Below are 17,498 nucleotides of genomic sequence, written 5' to 3'. Positions count from 1 at the left end.
ATCTGGATGTCAACGGGATTGAGGTCAGCCACCGAAATCAGGTGGCGGTGGGGAAAGTCGTAGGTGAAGGCCGCGCGGCTCATCATCTCTCCCGGTGTTGAAAGGCCCTGGACAAGGTTTGCGGCGGTATAGTGGGGGTTGCCCGCCCACGCAAGCCTGTGCCTGGCGGGCGGGTACCGAAAAGCTATTTCAGGGGAAGATAAATATCGGCGCAGTTGTCCTCTGGCGCGGTCTCGCGCGGATTGGTTCGGAACGCGACAAAGATCGCTTCATCGCGGGGTTCTTCATTGGCATCCGGCAGCCAATGTCCGAAAAGATAATCGAAGGCGGCCTGAAAGGTCGCGTACAGGCCCTTGTAGTGCAGTACGGCATAGCGCCCGCCGGAAAGCGCGACTTCCTCAAGCGGAGCGGAGAAACTGGCTCCCGCGCTGAGAACTACGCCGGCATGTGATTTAAGCGCTTCCGGGGCGACCAAGCCTGGATCGTCATGATAAACGCCGATCATCTCCTTCATGTACGGCCACAGCTGCTGAGAGCTGCAGGCGCTGGAAAGCGTTTCGAAGGCGATGCCATTACTTTCATAGCTGCCATGATGACGGATCGCCGCCAGGCGACGTGGCGCTTCGGTAGTTATTTCAACGGGGTACATAGGCTCGCTGTCCTTGCGGTCTGGGGTGATGCCATCGTCTTCTCCCAGCCGTCGCAATTGCGTTGGGGTCAGGCCCACGCTGGCCTTTAAAGCCCGCGCGAAGCTGCGTGTGCTGCTATGTCCGGCTCGATCTGCAATCGCGTCGATCGGTATGCCAGTCCGCACCAGCTCCCCGGCCGCCCGGGTCATGCGAAGCCGCGCAACCACTGCTGCGGGTGTTTCCCCCATAACGGCGCAGAAAACGCGGTGGAAATGAAAACGAGACAGACAAGCCGCGTCGGCCAAAGCGTCCAGGCTTAGATCACCCTCCAGATTGGACTGGATGTACTCCATCACGCGAAGGAAGCGCTGCTGGTAGTTTTCGGGGTGATTCATGTGACGCCTCTTGAACGCGGTTTTGCTGTCGGCTTGTTCAAACCACGGGGCCGCAGGACAAATCTTGCGGAGTTGCTCCGCCATGGACGCGTTTGTGCAGCGTCCATGGCAAGAGGCGGGTAATATGAGCGACATGATCAAGATTCGCACCATGACAGGCACTGATGCCGATGCTGTTCTGGCGATTTACCAGGAAGGCATCGAGACCGGTCACGCGACCTTTGAAACCCGGGCACCGGATTGGCCGCATTTTGATGGCGGCAAGCTGGCAACGCCGCGTCTGGTGTCTGAAGATGCAGATGGCGTGACAGGTTGGGCGGTGTTGAGCCCGACATCCTCGCGCTGCGTTTACGGCGGTGTGGCGGAGGTGACGATCTATATCGCCGGCCGGGCCAAGGGGCAGGGCATAGGCAAGGCCTTGCTGGGTGCTTTGGTCGAGGCCTCCGAGGCTGAGGGCATATGGATGCTCGTTGCGGGCATTATGCGCGAGAATGAGGTCTCCATCGCCTTGCACGAGAAATGTGGTTTCGAGCTGCTGGGCTACCGCAAGCGCCTGGGCAAAATGCTCTACGGGCCGATGCAGGGGCAATGGCGCGACATTGCCTGGATGGAGCGGCGCAGCGATGTGGTTGGTATCGACTGAACGCGCTTGACCATCCGGCGCGGCTCGGGCCACCGTTCCGGCCATGATTACGACCCTGACCGCGCTCGCGCTTGTCGCCTCGGTCCCGCCGCCGCTGGACCAGATCTGCCCCATCGAACTCATGGTGCTGGGGACCTCCCAGGACGGGGGCTCCCCGCAATTGAGCAATCGCCATGACCCGGCCTGGTCTAATGCCGCGCTGCGCCGCTATGCGACCTCGCTGGCGATCATCAATCGGGAAACCGGCGAACGCGTCCTGTTCGAGGCGACCCCGGATCTGCGCGAACAACTCTACCGGCTGGACAATTTCGAGCCGAGAGAGGACCGGCCGGGGCTGGAGGGTATATTCCTGACCCACGCCCATATGGGCCACTACACGGGTTTGATGTTCCTCGGCCATGAGAGCATCGGCGCGGATGGCGTTCCGGTCTATGCCATGGAGCGCATGGGGGACTATCTCCGCTCCAACGGGCCCTGGGACCAGCTCGTCCGTTACGGCAATATCGAGCTGCGTGGATTGGTCGATGGTCAACCGGTCTATATCGCCGGCGCTACGGTAACGCCGTTCCTGGTGCCGCACCGGCAGGAATATTCAGAAGTGGTCGGTTTCCGGATCGATGGCGGGGAGAAGTCGGCTATTTTCATCCCCGATATCGACAGCTGGGAAGAATGGGACGAGATGGGTACCCGGATCGAGGACATGATTGCCTCGGTCGACTATGCCTTTCTAGATGCGACCTTCTTTGCCAATGGCGAAATCCCGGGTCGCGACATGTCCGGCTTCCCGCATCCCTTTATCACGCATTCCATGGAACGCTTTGCCGACCTGCCGGATGAGGAAAAGGCCAAGATCCGCTTTATCCACCTCAACCACACCAACCCGGTTCGCTATCCCGATAGTCCTGAACGGGAGCAAGTGCTCGATGCCGGATTCGGCGTGGCGCTCTTCCACGAGGTCTATTGCCTGTCGCGCTAGCCCAGAACAGCGAGCCAGAACGGGATGGTGATGAAGCTGAACAGGGCCGCTGCCGTGATGTCGCCGGCCGCATAGGGCGCATCGCCGCCCAATTGCTTGGCCAGCACATAGGCCGAGGCTGCGCCCGGTGACGCGCCGGTAAGCAGCAGTACCATGAGCGGAACGCCGGACAGACCAAAGGCCAGGCCGAGCCCGTAGAAGACCATGGGCGCGATCATCAGTTTCAGGAAGACAGACAGGCCGAGCAGACGTGGCCGGGCCCGCATGGCGGTGAAGTTGAGACCGGCGCCGACCGCGAGCAGGATGAGGGGCAGGGCCGCCTTGCCCAGCATGTCGACCGCATCCCAGATCGGCTCGGGTATGCCGATACCTGCCAGATTGACGATCGCACCGAGGCCGGAGCCCAGGATCAGCGGATTGGTGGCAATGCGATAGGCGACCGAGCGCCAGTCGGGCTTGGCGCCATCCCCCCAGACCGACAGGACGGCAACGCACTCCATGTTCACCAGCGGAATGGACGCGGCCATCACCAGGGCGACCAGGACCTCGCCCTCAGTGCCGTAAAGCGCGATGGCCAGGGCGAGGATCAAGAGACCATTCCAGCGGCAGGTCGCCTGGAACAGGCTGGTATAGGTGGGGCCGGGTATCTTGAGGGCCGGCTTGATGGCCAGCGTGATCACCGCCATGGCGATGAAGCCCAGCATGGCCGCGGCCATGAAGGGGCCAAGCTGGATCTCGGACAGGTCGGCGCGGGCGATCGAGGTGAACAGGATGGCCGGCGACAAACCCAGATAGGCGAGCCGCGAAATCGGCCCCCAGCTGGCATCCGGCAGCAGGTGGGAGCGGCGCAGGAGCCAGCCGATGAAGATGATGCCGAAGACCGGCAGAAGGGCGGCGGCGATATGAGTCATGCCGCCGGGGTAGCGCGACTCTTTAGTATTGGCTATTTCTGCAGGGACTTTACCCAGGCCTAGTCACGCAGCATCTCGAGCCGGTCGAGCGCGCTTTGCAGGATGTTGGCAGCGGCATGAGCGTCGATAATATCCTTGCGCTTGTCGCGCCGGACTCCGGCTGCAATCAGCTTCTCTTCGGCTTCAAAGGTGGACAGCCGCTCATCTTGCAGCGCGATGGGTATATCGCGCAGGGCCGTCAGATTGCGGATCATGGCCCGAACGGATTGGGCGCGGGGGCCTTCCGAACCGTCCATATTCACCGGCAGCCCCATCACAATGGCGGCGGCCTGACGCTCGTCGAACAGCGTGAAAATGCGCTCGGCATCCTGTTTGAACTTGGTCCGCTTGATGGTTTCCACAGCCATGGGAATGCCGCGCGAGGCACCGCAGGCGGCCACACCAATGGTCTTGGTGCCAGGATCTAGGGCGAGCAGGGCGCCTTCGGGAAGGTCTTCAAGCGGGATCAGCGGCATGTCTTGGGCAATGCGCGGCGCAGGCGCAGCCGTCAAGTCTTCTTGCACCTGCGAGATACGGTTGTTAGTCAACGTCGACTGACTTTTCCGGAGTGATTTCCCATGTCCGTGACCGCTGACGACGTACGCCGCATTGCGCGGCTGGCGCGCATCGCCGAGCCTGAAGACCGTATCGATGCCCTGACCGATGAGCTCAATGGCATTCTGACCTGGATCGAGCAATTGAACGAGGTCGATGTCGAGGGCGTTGATGCGATGACGACGCCGGTCAAATTCGCCTTGCCGCAGCGTGAGGATGAAGTGACCGACGGCGATTGCCGCGACCGGGTGCTGGCCAATGCACCGAAGTCCGATGAGGGCTTCTTCGTTGTACCGAAATCGGTGGAGTAGGGACTAATGAGCGATCTTCTCAAACTCTCCCTCGACGAGGTGACAACCAAACTGAAAGCCAAGGAGGTCTCCGCGACCGAACTGGCGAAGGAAGCCCTGGCCGCCTGTGAAGCCGCGCAACCGGCGCTCAATGCCTTCACGGCCTTTGATGGCGACAAGACGCTGGCCATGGCCGCGGCGTCGGACGAGAAACTCGCCAAGGGCGAGGGCGGTCTGATTGAAGGTGCACCGATCGCCATCAAGGACCTGTTTGCGGTTGAAGGCGTGTCGACATCGGCGTCCTCCAACATCCTTAAAGGGTTCAAGCCGACGTATGAATCCACTGTCACCTCGACGCTGTGGGACAATGGCGGTGTCTTCCTGTGCAAGACCTCGATGGATGAGTTCGCCATGGGCTCCTCCAACGAGACCGCCAATACCGGTCCAGTGAACAATCCCTGGAAAGGCCCGAACGGCGAAATGCTGACCCCGGGCGGTTCGTCCGGCGGTTCGGCTGCGGCGGTTGCGGCCGATCTCTGCTTTGGTGCGACGGGGACCGATACCGGCGGCTCGATCCGCCAGCCGGCCGCCTTCACCGGCACGGTTGGCGTCAAGGCGACCTATGGGCGGACCTCGCGCTGGGGCACGATTGCCTTTGCCTCGTCGCTGGACCATCCCGGCCCGTTCGCCAAGACGGTCAAGGACTCGGCGATCCTGCTGCAGGCCATGTCCGGCCATGATCCCAAGGACTCAACCTCCTTGCCGCAAGACGTGCCGGATTTCGTCGCCGCGGTCGGCCAGTCGGTGAAGGGGCTGAAGATCGGCGTGCCGAAGGAATACCGCGTTGACGGCATGCCGGAGGAAATCGAGAGGGCCTGGCAGGCGGGTATTGAATGGCTTAAGGCCGCGGGCTGCGAGATTGTCGATATCACCCTGCCGCACACCAAATACGCCCTGCCGGCCTATTATATTGTCGCGCCGGCAGAAGCCTCCTCCAACCTCGCCCGCTATGACGGCATGCGCTATGGCGTGCGCGAGGAGGGTGAGGATCTCACCGCGGTGTATGAGAACACTCGCGCGGCCGGTTTCGGTCACGAAGTCCAGCGCCGGATCATGATCGGCACATATGTGCTGTCCGCCGGGTATTACGACGCATACTATCTGCGCGCCCAGAAGGTCCGCACCCGTATCCTGCAGGACTTCGACGAAGCCTTCAAAACCGTCGATGCCATCCTGACGCCCTCGGCGCCGTCGGCCGCTTTCGCCATCGGTTCCAAGTCGGACGATCCGATTGCCATGTATCTCAACGACGTCTTCACCGTGACGGCGAACCTGGCCGGTGTACCGGCCATGTCGGTCCCCGCCGGTTCAGACAAGGATGGTCTGCCGCTGGGGCTGCAGGTCATCACCCGGGCGCTCGACGAGGAAACCATGTTCAAGGTCGGCGCAGCGCTAGAAGACGCGGCCGGCTTCAACGCCAAGCCGGAAAAGTGGTGGTAGGCTGAACGCCTGCTCGACCCGAGAGGATCTCATGGACAAGCCTGAGACATCGCCGATCGACTGGCCTGCCGTCCTGGCCTTGCCCGAGCCCCTGCGGCGGCGGGCCGCCGCGGCCTTGGCGCGGTATATCGGTGTGCCCTGGGCGGAGGAGCCTGAGGCCAGCGCACTGGTGATTGCCCGCTTCGCCGATGGTGAGGCGGTCGACAGCGCGCTCGGGATTGAAGCCAAGGAGCTGACCGAGGCGGATGCGGCGGTGATGGGACGGGCCTCAGCCCGTTTGCTGTCCGAAGCCATGCTGACCCAGTCGCACCGCGAGGCCATCGCCAAGGCGGCGGTTGATCAGATCCGGCTGCGCCAGGGCGAGGCCGATGAAACCGATGCGCTGATCGATATCGATTGGCTGCTGACGCTTGGCGCGCGGTCACAGCGCGCCGCTGATCCGGTCATGCAGCGGGTCTGGGCTGCGGCGCTGGCCGCGGAAATCCTGCATCCGGGCAGTGTTTCGGTGATCTTGCTATCCCAGCTCAACAAGCTGGGTGCGCGCGAGCTTGGCCTGGTCAATAAATACGCACCCATGGTGATTTCCGGTGAGTTCATCCCGGTTGCCAAGGGCGATATGGCGCAGCTCAAATCACTCTTCCACCTGCAATCGCTCGGTTTCGTCTATGGCGCCGGCACGACCTTCGAACAGCCTGGAGAGCTGGACGATAAGGGCGTGTTCTGGATCGCCGTCGGTGAGGAAGCCATGGTGGTCCGCGGAGAGCCGGGACAGCAATGGCAGCTGCATGGTGTGTTCGCTTCGGAGACCCTGCAGCAGCTCGGGCGCATCCTCAATATCGAGCCTGGCCGGGAAGCCATCATCAATGCCGCCAAGGCTTTCCTGGCGATGAATTTGAAAGCCGAAGTCATGCGCGCGAAATGGTCGCGCAATGGCGATCAGGTCCAGTTCGAGCCGATCGAGATTTATCACAGCAAGCCGCCGGCAGGCGCCGTGGTCGAGCGGGTGGGGTGATGATGGACGCGAACGCAAAGCCCAAGGCTCTGCAATGGGCGCGCCCGGTTTTCCTGGTTGGCGCGCTGCTGCTTCTGGCCGGCGCGCTGGTGTATCGCGGCATCGTGCCGCTGGAACCGACCGTGATCTGGACCATCGTACTGATGGTTCCCGGCGGCGGTTTGATATTGTTTGGATTGACGATTACGGCAGCCGGGCGGGTCCTGGCTGCAGCACAGGCGGTACCGGAAGAAGACCGGCCGACCTGGGATGATGAGGACGAAGAGACAAAATGAGCGGGACCAGCTATCGCATTGCCGGCGCGACCGGTGACTGGGAAATCGTCATGGGCCTGGAGGTCCACGCCCAGGTGATCTCGAACGCCAAGCTGTTTTCCGGCGCGGCGACGGCCTTTGGCGCTTCGCCCAACACCCAGGTCTCCCTGGTCGATGCGGCCATGCCGGGCATGCTTCCGGTGATTAATGGCTATGTCGTCGAGCAGGCGGTCAAGACCGGTCTCGGCCTCAATGCCAAGATCAATCCCTGGTCGCGCTTCGACCGGAAGAATTACTTCTACCCGGATCTGCCGCAGGGCTATCAGATCTCCCAGTTCCAGTTCCCGATTGTCGGCGAAGGCGAGATCGAGTGCGAGCGCGAGGACGGATCCCGCTTCACCGTGGGTATTGAACGCCTGCACCTCGAGCAGGATGCCGGCAAGTCGATCCACGATCTCGATCCCAGCCACACCTATGTCGACCTTAACCGCTCCGGTGTGGCGCTGATGGAGATCGTCTCGCGGCCGCATATCCGCACGCCCGACGAGGCCTCGGCCTATGTCTCCAAGCTGCGCACCATTCTGCGCTATCTGGGCACGTGTGGCGGTGACATGGAAAAGGGCCAGCTGCGCGCCGACGTCAATGTCTCGGTCTGCCGCCCGGGCGACTATGAGAAATTCCGCGAGACGGGTGATTTCGGCCATCTCGGCACGCGTTGCGAGATCAAGAATGTCAACTCGCTGCGCTTTATCCGCCAGGCGATCGAATTCGAAGCCAAGCGCCAGATCGATATCATCGAGGAAGGCGGCACAATCGACCAGGAAACCCGCCTGTTCGACGCCAATACCGGTGTGACGCGCTCTATGCGCTCGAAAGAAGAAGCGCATGATTACCGCTACTTCCCGGATCCGGACCTGCTGCCGCTTGAGCTCAATGAGGACTGGATCGAGATGGTGCGCGAGCACCTGCCCGAGCTGCCGGACCAGAAGCGCGTCCGCTTTGCCGAAAAGTTCGGCATCGACAATGTCGAATATCTCGATGCCCTGACGGCGGAGCGCGAGTTTGCCGACGAGTTCGAGAAAGCCTTTGTCGCGCTTTTCGAAAGCAATGATCTCGCCAAGGAGGTCCGGCTGGCGATCTATCAGCATCTCCATGTCACGGTGGATTATCCCGGCAAGGAGACAGCAGAGAGCGTCGTCGAGGACTTCCTCGGCCACAATCTCGGCTTCGATGCGGAAGATCACCGCAAGACCTATGGCAAGGATGCCCAGGCGCTTGCCAACATGCTGTGCGGCCAGGTCCGCGCCAAGGCGGCGGAAGCCGGTGTGTCAGCGGCCGAGGTGGCGCGCAAGATCGACGTCGCCGGCCTGGTCAAGCTGATCAAGGACGGCACGATCTCTGGCAAGATCGCCAAGGACGTGTTCGAGATCCTCTGGGAAGAGGGCGGCGACCCAGCCGAGATCGTTGAAAGCCGCGGCCTCAAACAGGTCACCGATACCGGCGCCATCGAAGCCGTCATCGACCAGCTCATCGCCGACAATCCCGACCAGGCCGCCTCGGTGAAGGAAAAGCCGAAAGCCATGGGCTGGTTCGTCGGTCAGGTGATGAAGGCGATGCAGGGCAAGGCCAACCCGCAAGCGGTGAACGAAATCCTGTGCAAGAAGCTGTTGGGCTAGGGCGCCGGCGGGGTTACCCGCCGAGGTCTTCGTTTCCGCCCTCTGCTTTAATCCCTCTCCCAACGGAGAGGGGCGCTCGTTTGGCGCTCGAAGCCCGGCGTGACAACCATTACCCCCCGCACACACAACTGTCATAGCGCCCGGCGGCGCTGTGCGCTTCGGCGATGGTTTTGAACTCGAAATGCTCGAGCGCGTGTTTCATGGCTTGCCAGGCGTCGTGGGCGCCTTTGGGGCCGTATTCGATGACACAGTCCGGGCCGAGATAGCGCAGATTGCCGATATCGACATATTCGTTCTCGATATCGGCGCGCGGCCAGTTGCGCTCGGTGATGATTTCATTGACCGGAGGGCCGCCCTCCAGCTCGCTCTTGATGCGCCGTTCGAGCGCTGAGAGCAGCGAGAAGGTCGGCCAGTAGGGCAGGTAGGGCACGATGTCGTACATGTTCTGATAGCGCACGGTGAAGGGGGCAAGCCCGAGCGCGTCGTAACTAGCCTTGAATTGCTGGTCGCAGGTCATCGGCGAGGCGAAACAGCAATTTTCCACCAGCACGGCCGGATGAGCCGTCTTCACCAGCGAGGTCACGAGATAGGTCATCGCCGCGCCCTTGGAGTGCCCGGTAACAAGGATGCCGCGCTTGGCATGCAGGTCGATCTTGGACAGCGCTGCCCAGACTTGCGGCATGACGCCGCTCACCGCGTCGGCGAAACCGGTCTCGACATGGCCGAACTTGCGTCCGCCGACATACCAGGGTGTCGGACCGGCCTTGAAGTCCTGCAGCCAGTCATCGATCCAGGCGAGGAGGTTGCCCTTGAATGGCGGTAGCGTGCCGCGCAGGGCGATGACGACCCAATTATCGGCTGTTTCGCAGACAAAGCCGGCATTGATATCTTCTTCCCCTTCGACAAAGACACTGACCGGCGCGCCGGGCAGCAAGCCGACTTTGGCGAGGTTTGGATTTTTGGGATCCAGGGCGCCGTGCTTGATGGCGTAGCAGGCGATGGACGCGTTCAACAGGCGGCATTCAAGCGTGGTCATTATGATCTCCCCCGGGATTGTCGAGGGGAGTTTCGACGGGTTTCCCTGGCCCTGCCTGTGTCCGTCGTCACGGTGCCGTAAATTCTGCTCGGGCGGTGTTTCCGCTCTCTCCTTTAACTCCTCGCCCACGGCAGAAGCTGCCCGAAGGTCGCTAGAGGAGGGCAACGCCACGCTTCCAACCCAGCCGCAACCCATGCTAACCATGTCCCATCAACGCCTTAGCCGGAGATCGCATGACGCCAGCCCAGGACGAGACCGCGCTGGATAGCCTGGTGCCCATGGAGCAGCTGCGTGAGCGCGGCGAGGCGGGACTGGACTGGCTTGTCCGGACCTTGCTGGATTTTGACATCGCCCTGCAGGCCGGATTGGTTATCGCGGCGCTGTTGCCGGCGCTGATTTTCGGACAACGCCTCCGGGACCTGATCCGGGGCCAGCTCGGTCCGCGCGTTCCCAAAGGCCTGCCATCACGCCTGGTCTATGCCTTCGCGGCCCTGGCGACGCCGCTGGCGCTACTGGCCGTGATCTCGCTGATCTGGGTCGGACTGGGCAGTTTCGAGCGACCACGCGCGATTGTCGAAGCGGCGATGAGCTTGCTCACCGCCTGGATTGTGATCCGGGCCGTCACGCTCATCATCCGCTCCAAATTCTGGTCAGCCGTCGCCTTTTATACAGCCTGGCCGGTTGCGGCGATGGATGTGTTCGGCGTGCTCGACGATGTCGTGCTGCAGCTGCAGGCCTTTGCCATCCCGATCGGCGAAACGGCCGAGGGCGAGCCGGTCGATTTTTCGCTGTTCGACGTCTTACGCACGCTGATCTATTTCGGCGTCCTGTTCTGGCTAGCCTCCTTCGCCGGTCGAACGATCAATTCCAGGCTGGAAAAGGCCGACGAGTTATCGCCCGCCCTGCGCGCGCTGATCGGCAAGGTGATCGGCATTGCCCTGCCGGTCGTGGCCTTCCTGGTGGCCTTGCAGATGACCGGGTTCAATCTGGCGACCCTGGCCATCTTTTCCGGCGCGATCGGCCTGGGGATCGGTCTCGGCCTGCAGCAGACCGTCTCGAATTTCGCGGCCGGTTTTACCCTTCTGGCCGATGAATCGATCAAACCCGGTGATGCCATTGAGGTCGATGGCACGTTCGGCTGGGTGACGGATATGCGCGCCCGCTATGTCGCCATCCGCACCCGTGACGGGACCGAGCTTTTGATCCCGAACGAGAATTTCATCGTCAACGGGGTCGTCAACTGGTCCAAGAGCGATCAGGAAGTCCGCCTGCATGCGCCCTTTGGCGTCTCCTATACGACAAAGGATTTGCGTGAGGTTCAGCGCGTCGTCGTTGAGGCTGCCAAGACGGTGGACCGGGTCATCGCCTCGCGCACGCCGGTCTGCAACCTGATGGAATACGGCGACAGCTCGGTGAATTTCGATCTGCGCTTCTGGATTATTGATCCGTCCAACGGCCTCTCCAATGTGCGCAGCGAGGTCTATCTGGCGATCTGGGATGCGCTGCATGAAGCCGGCGTCGAATTCCCGTATCCGCAGATGGATGTGCACATCAAGGAGATGCCAGCCCAGCCCCCGGCACGCACTGACGCGGGCTAAGGGCCGGAACAGGGCTCGGCCCGGGCGGGCCGGATCTTACATCAAGCCGATTTCCTTGAGACGCTGATGCAGGAAATCGTGTGCCGTGATTGGCTCGGGACTGTCCACGCCTTCGCGTTCGCAGCCCGGCAGGGTCTCGATCAGGTAGTCCGGGCGGTAGTGCAGGAAGAAGGGCATGGAATAGCGCGAATGTTCCGTGCGCGCGCCCTTCGGGTTGATGACCCGGTGCTGCGTCGAGGGCAGGACGCCATTGGTCGAGCGCGACAGCATATCGCCCATATTGACCGCCAGGCAGCCGGCCGGCGGGTTCATATCGACCCATTCGCCTTCACGCGTCATCACCTGCAGGCCCGGCTCATCGGCGCCCAGCAGCAGGGTGATGGTGTTGATGTCGCCATGCGCCTCGGCGCGGATGGAGCCCCCTGTATCGCCCTGGACCGGCGGGTAGTGCAGCAGGCGCATGACCGAATTGCCGTCCCGAACGGTGTCATCGAAGAAATCTTCGTCGAGGCCGAGGTCGGTGGCGATGGCCCGCAGCACATGCCGGCCGAGCTCGTCAAAGGCGGCGTAAAGCGCATGGATCACCTCGACCCATTCTTCCACCTCTTCAGGAACCACATTCGGCGCCATATCCTTTTCATAAGGGTGGCCGGCCGGCAGGTCGCGGCCGACATGCCAGAATTCCTTCAGATCCACGTGCTGGGCGTCTTTCGCGATCTCGGTACCGAACGGAGTGTAGCCGCGCGCGCCGCCGCCATTCTTGATGAAGTATTTCAGCTTGGTTTCTTCGGGCAGGGCGAAGAATTTGGCGGCCACCTCGTAGGCGCGGTCGATCAGAGCCTGGTCGAGACCATGATCGGCAATCGCTGCAAATCCATATTCCCGGAAACTCTTGCCCAGCTCGTGCGCGAAAGCTTTCGGGTCGCTCTTCTGCAGTTTCATGGAAACGGGCGGGAAACGGGTGAGGGAATCTGTCGCGGTCATCGCTCGGCCTTCATTGTCTGTATAATTGCGCCTTGGGATAAGGCTTTGACGGCCCTGTGCCAAGCGCCGGAACGTCGCATGCACATAAACAGCTGCAGTAAGACTGGGTTTGAAGCCGCGTAATCCGCTCCTGGTTTCGCCCGGCACGGGTAAGCGCTTGCATTAGGCCACATTCCGGAGAAATGTCGGGCCCGGGGAGTGCTGGGGACGATCATGGCCGAAGCGAGCGGGCCGGACCGCCAATCAACAAATGCTGCAAAGTTTCGCCGCGCCGGCCTGACGGAGGTCGAGGCGCGCCGGCTTGCGCGTACCGAAAAGACGCTCGAGGAAACACGCGGTTTTGCTCAGGCCCCGTTGATCGGCATGCTGTTCTGGCTGCTCTGGAAGTCGCTGCTGAAGGGCTTTCAGCCGGCCTGGCTTCTGGCATCGCTGGGTGTGGCGGGCTGGTTCGCGCTGCAGATTGTCGATGATCTGGGCGGCATTGATGCGGTCGCGCCGGTTCCGACCGATTTCGGCGAGCGCGTTGAACGCCTGATCGAGGAGCATCGCACGGATGATACGGGCGGTGCCTTTGACAGCTGGATCGCCGGTATGAGCGATGCCCTTGATGGCGATCTGCGCCGCAGGCCGGATATTGACCGGTTCGCCGCCTGGGCCTCGATCGGACCGTATTGGATCGGGCGCGATGAGCTGGCCTTGCGCCTGATGTCACCTGGGCGCGATCCGCGGGAGCTGGATGCCGAGCTGCGTGCACGGCCGGTACAGCAGCGCGAACAGGCTTTGAGCCTTGCCTTGAGAACCGCCTACCGGGAGGCTGCGCGGTTGGACCTGGAACCGCCGGAGATTGTGTTCGCACCGGCGAGCCTGCGCCAGCGTTACGAGGCGGCCCGCCCGCGCTGGGATCTCGCCAGCGAGCAGGCCCAGGCCTTCTTTACCGGCAATGAGGCCGGGCAGCTGGAATTGTTGAGCCTGCCGGGGCTGTCGCGCCGCCAGGCGGGCGCGACCCGGCTTTACGGTGGCACGCGTCATTTCGTGCAGCAGCTTTGCCGCGCCCCCGGGGCGCAGCGTTCCTTTGGTGAGGCCTGTGCCCGGATCACGCTGCCACGCGAGCGCTTCGATCCCTTCCTGTTTGCGCTCTCCGCGGTCGAGGCCGGTTTTGTCGATCTTGGCGGCCAGGCGACGCCGAGCCGCGAAGGTGCCGAGATCATCCGGGCCGGATATGGGGCGGGACGCCTGTCCCCGGCGCTGGAAGCCGAGCTGCGCGATCTGCTCACGGAACTCGTATCACCGCAGGATCTGATCGCGGCCGCCGCGATGGCCGAATTCCGCCCCGACACGGCCTATGCGACCCCGCAGCGCGTGTCGCGCCGGCTTCAGGGTGTGGTGCCCGTCGAGGATGAAGCCCTGGCCGGGCGGTTACGGACCGGTCTGGCCTATATCGACTCCATCCGCAGCCGCACCAGTGCGACCCTGACCATCCGGACGCTCGATGCCCTGGGCGCGTTGGATCAGGCGCGCGAGCTTTATGTGCTGGTGCGCGAAGTAGGGCCGGGCGTTCTCATCCTTCATGAAACCGCCGGACCGGCGATGTATGGATTGCTCGACGTCGACACGGCCCAGCCGGTGAGCCAAGGCGCGATCGAGAAGCGCGATATTCACGGCGTCATCGCCGCCATGATCTCGGCTGCCATGGTCCTGCTTTTGAGCATTATCCGGATATCGACCTCGCCGCTCATCCGGTCCGCCAGTCGTTTGCGAGCGATTGACGCCAGTTTGAGCCGTTTATTCTTGGGCAAGAAAGTCTAACCGATTTAAAGGTTTAAGGCGGAATTTTCCCGATTTCTCTTAACCTTAATGCAATCCTCTGTCGTCAACATCGCAAATGTTCGAAGGCATTCGGACAGGATGGTGGCGCGAATGACAGATCTAAAAAGATCGCATTCGCCGAGTAGTACAGGGGAAGACCTATGGCGTTTACGGACGTTGAAACCGCACAAGCCCACGAAGCCGTCAGCACGGACCCGACGGGCGAAGATCTCTGCAAGCTGGGCATTTTGTATTCGACCGGCCAAGGCGGCGAAATCGATTACATCGAAGCTCACAAATGGTTCAATCTGGCAGCCCTCATGGGTTCAGAGCCGGCGAAATATTATCGCCAGGAAATCTCTGACCAGATGTCCAATCTCGACATCGCCAATGCGCAGAAAGCTGCGCGCGAATGGCTGGCCACCCGCCACTAAGCGGAAAAGCCAACCTGTCCGGATGTGCTGGCGAGCGGGGGGAGCTGCTCGCCGGCTGACGGACTGGGTGTGTGATGCTGGCCATTGGCGCCCCCATCCTGACGCAAGTCAGGACCACGAGAGGGTTTGTGCGTCATCGCTTCGCTCCGGCCTGATCCGGAGACCGGGTTGGTTGAGCACCGCTCCTGGCCCGTGTTTTCTTTTGATTAAATAGTTACACGAATGGCTTGTCGCGCAGCGTGTCAGGCCCATTGACCGGGTTTGGTGACCCGCGGTCCGGATATCCGGTTCGACCAGCTAGTTGTTATCGTTGATCGCGTCGGCGATCGCGAAGGACAGCGCCTGATCGAGCGGCAGGACGCCATAGACGTATTGCTCAACGAAATTCGTTACTTCCGCCACGGTCGAGCGGGGCACGAAGACCAGGTCATGGCGTCTGAGCTGGATCTGGTCGGCGCCCGGGCGTCCATTGAGCGCCTGGCGCACATTCACCACCCGCATCATCAGGCGTCCACCCGGCTGACGGCGCAGGACGACGACTTCGCCGCGCGCCGCGGTGTTGCGGAAGCCACCGGCCAGCATCACCGCTTCCAGCGCTCCGATCGGGCCGGTCATTTCCACCAGGCCCGGATTGGTGACTTCGCCACCCACGACAATATTCTGCGGGCCGAGCTCGCCTCTGCGGACCTCGACGATCGGGGAGACCAGTACCGACTGGGCGTAGGCGTCGGCGACGACACCGGCAATCTCGTAATCGGTACGATTGGCGACCATGACATTGCCGAGCAGCGGAAGGCTGACGCGGCCATCCGGGCCGATCGGTACTGTGCCGGAGAGTTCGGGGGCGGAATGAACCGTCACCACAATGCTGTCACCCGGGAAAAACCGGTAGGCCGGATCAGTGTCCTGCCAGGCGGCGAAGCGGCCTGCCCAGTCCGGGTCGGGGTGGGGGGCTTGAGAACCGGAGCTGGCGCAGGCCGCAAGGCCGAGAGAGACGGCGATGGTCAGGCCGAGGCGGGACGCGCGCATAGACTATCCTCAAAGATTGCTGTTTCGCCGCTATTTCGCGTTGCTTTGGATAAGAAAAAATTAAGCGGGCCCGCCTTCTATTAAGCCCATGACGCGCGTTCATGATTATCCCGGTGCGCCCGCCGGTTCCGCCCCGCCTCCTGGCGGCGGTAACCGGGAGGGGCTAGACCTGTTTGATGTCTTTGCCTTGGTGTGGGGACAAAAGGGCTTTATCGCGCTGATTTTCGCGGTTCTTTTTGCAGCCGGCGTGGCTGCTGTCCTGCTCCTGGTAAAGCCGAGCTATGAGGCCGAGTCGCGTCTCCTCGTCCTGCTCGAAAATGATCCGACACCCTCTGCGGCCGGCGCGGGCGGCGCGTTCATGCTCGATCAGATCATGCAGTCGGAAAGCGAATTGCTGGGCTCCGATGCGGTTCAGCGCCTGGCGATTCAGACGCTTGGCACAGCAGCCGTGCTCGGCGAACCGGTGGTTGGCGATGCCGATCGCGCGGCGCGCAAGGCGCTGCAGTCCGGTTTGTCGATCAGCCGGGAGCCGAATTCCTCGGCTCTGATCGCCCGTTATGAAGCCGCAGATCCGGACAGGGCGGCGCTGGTGCTCAATGCGGTGGTCGATTCCTATCTCGCTTATCGCCAGCAAGTGCTGGTCGAGGCGGGCGTATCCACTCTGACCGAGCGGCGCAGCCAGGCCGATATCGCCGTGCGTGAGGCGCAGTCCTCGCTGGACGCGTTTTTGACCTCCAACCAGCTGGCCAATTTCGATAGTGACAAGCTGGCCGCGGAAACCAGTGTCAGCGCCATCCAGGATCGGCTCCGCCTCGCCGGGGCCGAGCGCGACGCCGCCAATGCCGGTGCCAATGCCCTGCAGGCGCGCCTCGCCAATATTCCCGAGAGCATCCAGCTCTATGTCGAGAACGGCGCGACCAATCTATTGCTCGAGCGCCGTGTCGAGCGTGAACAATTGCTCTCGCGCTATCAGCCCGGAGCGCCTCCGGTTGTTGCACTGGATCGTGAAATCGAAGCCATTGAAGGCTTGCTCGCTGCCGGAGGTGCCGTCGGTCTGGGTCAGCAGCGCACCGGTGTGAACCCGGTTCGCCAGGCGATGGAAACCGATCTCGCCACGCGCCGCGCCAATGCCCAGGCCGAGGCCAATCGTGTCGCCGTACTGGAGCGTCAGTTGATTGCGGCCCAGGCCGAGGTGTCCCGTCTGCGCGATCTCGAACCGGCCTTTACCCGGTTGTCGCAAAATGTCTCCGCCGCCGAGGCTACAGCCAGCCTGCTGGCCGGACAGGAAGCCATCGCGGCGGCGCGCCGCTCTCTCGGCCCCGGTGCCGCCGATGCGGTACGCGTGTTTGACCGCGCTGCGCCGCCGTTGCAGGGCTCGTCGCTGAAGAAGCTGGCCCTGATTGCCGTTGTTGTATTGTCCGGCGGCATTGCCCTGATGACCGGGCTGTTGCGCGGGTATTGGGAAGCCCATCTGCGCGCCCGTCGCCCGGCCTATTCCCAGCCGCCAGCCTATGCGGCGCCAACCCATGCGCCGCCAGCCATGGCCGCGCCGGCTGCCACGCCTTATCCGCAACCCGCAGCCGCGGCGGCCAATGTGCCGCATCCTCCGCCGGTCTCCTACGGCGATTTGCCGATCCTGGCGCGTGTTGCAGAACGCCGAGCGTAAGCGGGACGTTAACCACGAATTGGGCAGTTTGGAGCGGTTGTAACGAATCGCCTGCGTGGACGTCT

Annotated in this window: 17 protein-coding genes; 11 read left to right on the top strand and 6 right to left on the bottom strand. The window is 62.5% G+C overall.

Features of this window, described 5'->3' with window-relative positions; genetic code table 11:
- Window positions 1-184: 184 nt before the first annotated feature.
- Window positions 185-1,024 carry a GyrI-like domain-containing protein gene (locus Q1V57_RS00685; protein WP_300526882.1) on the bottom strand — a complete coding sequence of 280 codons (840 nt, stop codon included), beginning with the start codon at window positions 1,022-1,024 and terminating at the stop codon, window positions 185-187.
- A gap of 124 nt (window positions 1,025-1,148) precedes the next feature.
- Here Q1V57_RS00685 and Q1V57_RS00680 point away from each other — a divergent pair, with 124 nt between their 5' ends.
- The gene (locus Q1V57_RS00680; RefSeq protein ID WP_300526881.1) at window positions 1,149-1,667 is read left to right on the top strand and encodes a GNAT family N-acetyltransferase; all 519 of its coding nucleotides are present in this window, start codon (window positions 1,149-1,151) and stop codon (window positions 1,665-1,667) included.
- 43 nt (window positions 1,668-1,710) lie between these two features.
- The gene (locus Q1V57_RS00675) at window positions 1,711-2,643 is read left to right on the top strand and encodes an MBL fold metallo-hydrolase (RefSeq protein ID WP_300526880.1); all 933 of its coding nucleotides are present in this window, start codon (window positions 1,711-1,713) and stop codon (window positions 2,641-2,643) included.
- Here Q1V57_RS00675 and Q1V57_RS00670 read toward each other — a convergent pair.
- On the bottom strand, window positions 2,640-3,554 hold the full coding sequence (locus tag Q1V57_RS00670; RefSeq protein ID WP_300526879.1) for an AEC family transporter: 915 nt from the start codon (window positions 3,552-3,554) through the stop codon (window positions 2,640-2,642). The two genes, Q1V57_RS00675 and Q1V57_RS00670, sit on opposite strands and share 4 nt — an antisense overlap.
- A 59-nt stretch (window positions 3,555-3,613) precedes the next feature.
- On the bottom strand, window positions 3,614-4,069 hold the full coding sequence (ruvX, locus tag Q1V57_RS00665) for a Holliday junction resolvase RuvX (protein WP_366145045.1): 456 nt from the start codon (window positions 4,067-4,069) through the stop codon (window positions 3,614-3,616).
- 102 nt (window positions 4,070-4,171) lie between these two features.
- On the opposite strand from ruvX, the gene gatC reads away from it, so the two are divergent.
- From gatC to gatB, 5 genes are read left to right on the top strand one after another with little or no spacing between them, the layout of a single operon-like run.
- Complete coding sequence (gene gatC, locus Q1V57_RS00660) at window positions 4,172-4,459, top strand: Asp-tRNA(Asn)/Glu-tRNA(Gln) amidotransferase subunit GatC (RefSeq protein ID WP_300526876.1); 288 nt, start codon at window positions 4,172-4,174, stop codon at window positions 4,457-4,459.
- Window positions 4,460-4,465: 6 nt separating this feature from the next.
- Window positions 4,466-5,938, top strand: coding sequence for an Asp-tRNA(Asn)/Glu-tRNA(Gln) amidotransferase subunit GatA (gene gatA / locus Q1V57_RS00655; RefSeq protein ID WP_300526875.1), 1,473 nt, complete (start codon window positions 4,466-4,468; stop codon window positions 5,936-5,938).
- Between the two features lie 31 nt (window positions 5,939-5,969).
- Window positions 5,970-6,950 carry a DUF2806 domain-containing protein gene (locus Q1V57_RS00650; protein ID WP_300526874.1) on the top strand — a complete coding sequence of 327 codons (981 nt, stop codon included), beginning with the start codon at window positions 5,970-5,972 and terminating at the stop codon, window positions 6,948-6,950.
- Window positions 6,950-7,225, top strand: coding sequence for a hypothetical protein (locus Q1V57_RS00645; protein ID WP_300526873.1), 276 nt, complete (start codon window positions 6,950-6,952; stop codon window positions 7,223-7,225). The genes Q1V57_RS00650 and Q1V57_RS00645 overlap by 1 nt, the downstream gene beginning before the upstream one ends.
- Window positions 7,222-8,880, top strand: coding sequence for an Asp-tRNA(Asn)/Glu-tRNA(Gln) amidotransferase subunit GatB (gene gatB / locus Q1V57_RS00640; protein ID WP_300526871.1), 1,659 nt, complete (start codon window positions 7,222-7,224; stop codon window positions 8,878-8,880). Before Q1V57_RS00645 ends, gatB begins: the two co-directional genes overlap by 4 nt.
- Window positions 8,881-8,989: 109 nt before the next feature.
- Here gatB and Q1V57_RS00635 read toward each other — a convergent pair whose 3' ends face one another.
- A complete protein-coding gene (locus Q1V57_RS00635) occupies window positions 8,990-9,916 on the bottom strand; it encodes a hypothetical protein (protein WP_300526870.1) in 927 nt (308 codons plus the stop codon).
- 233 nt (window positions 9,917-10,149) lie between these two features.
- On the opposite strand from Q1V57_RS00635, the gene Q1V57_RS00630 reads away from it, so the two are divergent.
- On the top strand, window positions 10,150-11,514 hold the full coding sequence (locus Q1V57_RS00630; protein ID WP_300526869.1) for a mechanosensitive ion channel domain-containing protein: 1,365 nt from the start codon (window positions 10,150-10,152) through the stop codon (window positions 11,512-11,514).
- Window positions 11,515-11,550: 36 nt separating this feature from the next.
- Here the strand turns inward: Q1V57_RS00630 and Q1V57_RS00625 are convergent, their stop codons facing one another.
- Window positions 11,551-12,498: a 2-oxoglutarate and iron-dependent oxygenase domain-containing protein gene (locus Q1V57_RS00625; protein WP_300526867.1), complete on the bottom strand. Its 948-nt coding sequence runs from the start codon at window positions 12,496-12,498 to the stop codon at window positions 11,551-11,553.
- A 213-nt stretch (window positions 12,499-12,711) separates the two neighbouring features.
- On the opposite strand from Q1V57_RS00625, the gene Q1V57_RS00620 reads away from it, so the two are divergent.
- Window positions 12,712-14,304, top strand: a complete 1,593-nt coding sequence (locus Q1V57_RS00620) for a hypothetical protein (protein WP_300526866.1) — start codon at window positions 12,712-12,714, stop codon at window positions 14,302-14,304.
- Between the two features lie 161 nt (window positions 14,305-14,465).
- Window positions 14,466-14,738, top strand: a complete 273-nt coding sequence (locus Q1V57_RS00615; protein ID WP_300526864.1) for a hypothetical protein — start codon at window positions 14,466-14,468, stop codon at window positions 14,736-14,738.
- Between the two features lie 297 nt (window positions 14,739-15,035).
- Here the strand turns inward: Q1V57_RS00615 and Q1V57_RS00610 are convergent, their stop codons facing one another.
- Entirely contained in the window at window positions 15,036-15,767 is a 732-nt protein-coding gene (locus Q1V57_RS00610; protein ID WP_300526862.1) for a polysaccharide biosynthesis/export family protein, read from the bottom strand.
- Between the two features lie 88 nt (window positions 15,768-15,855).
- On the opposite strand from Q1V57_RS00610, the gene Q1V57_RS00605 reads away from it, so the two are divergent.
- Complete coding sequence (locus Q1V57_RS00605; protein ID WP_300526861.1) at window positions 15,856-17,433, top strand: Wzz/FepE/Etk N-terminal domain-containing protein; 1,578 nt, start codon at window positions 15,856-15,858, stop codon at window positions 17,431-17,433.
- Window positions 17,434-17,498: the final 65 nt, after the last annotated feature.

The sequence above is a fragment of the Maricaulis sp. genome (assembly GCF_030149425.1).
In the GTDB taxonomy this organism is placed as follows: domain Bacteria; phylum Pseudomonadota; class Alphaproteobacteria; order Caulobacterales; family Maricaulaceae; genus Maricaulis.
The sequence above is the reverse complement of the archived record's forward strand: the minus strand, read 5'-3'. Positions and strand labels throughout refer to the sequence as shown.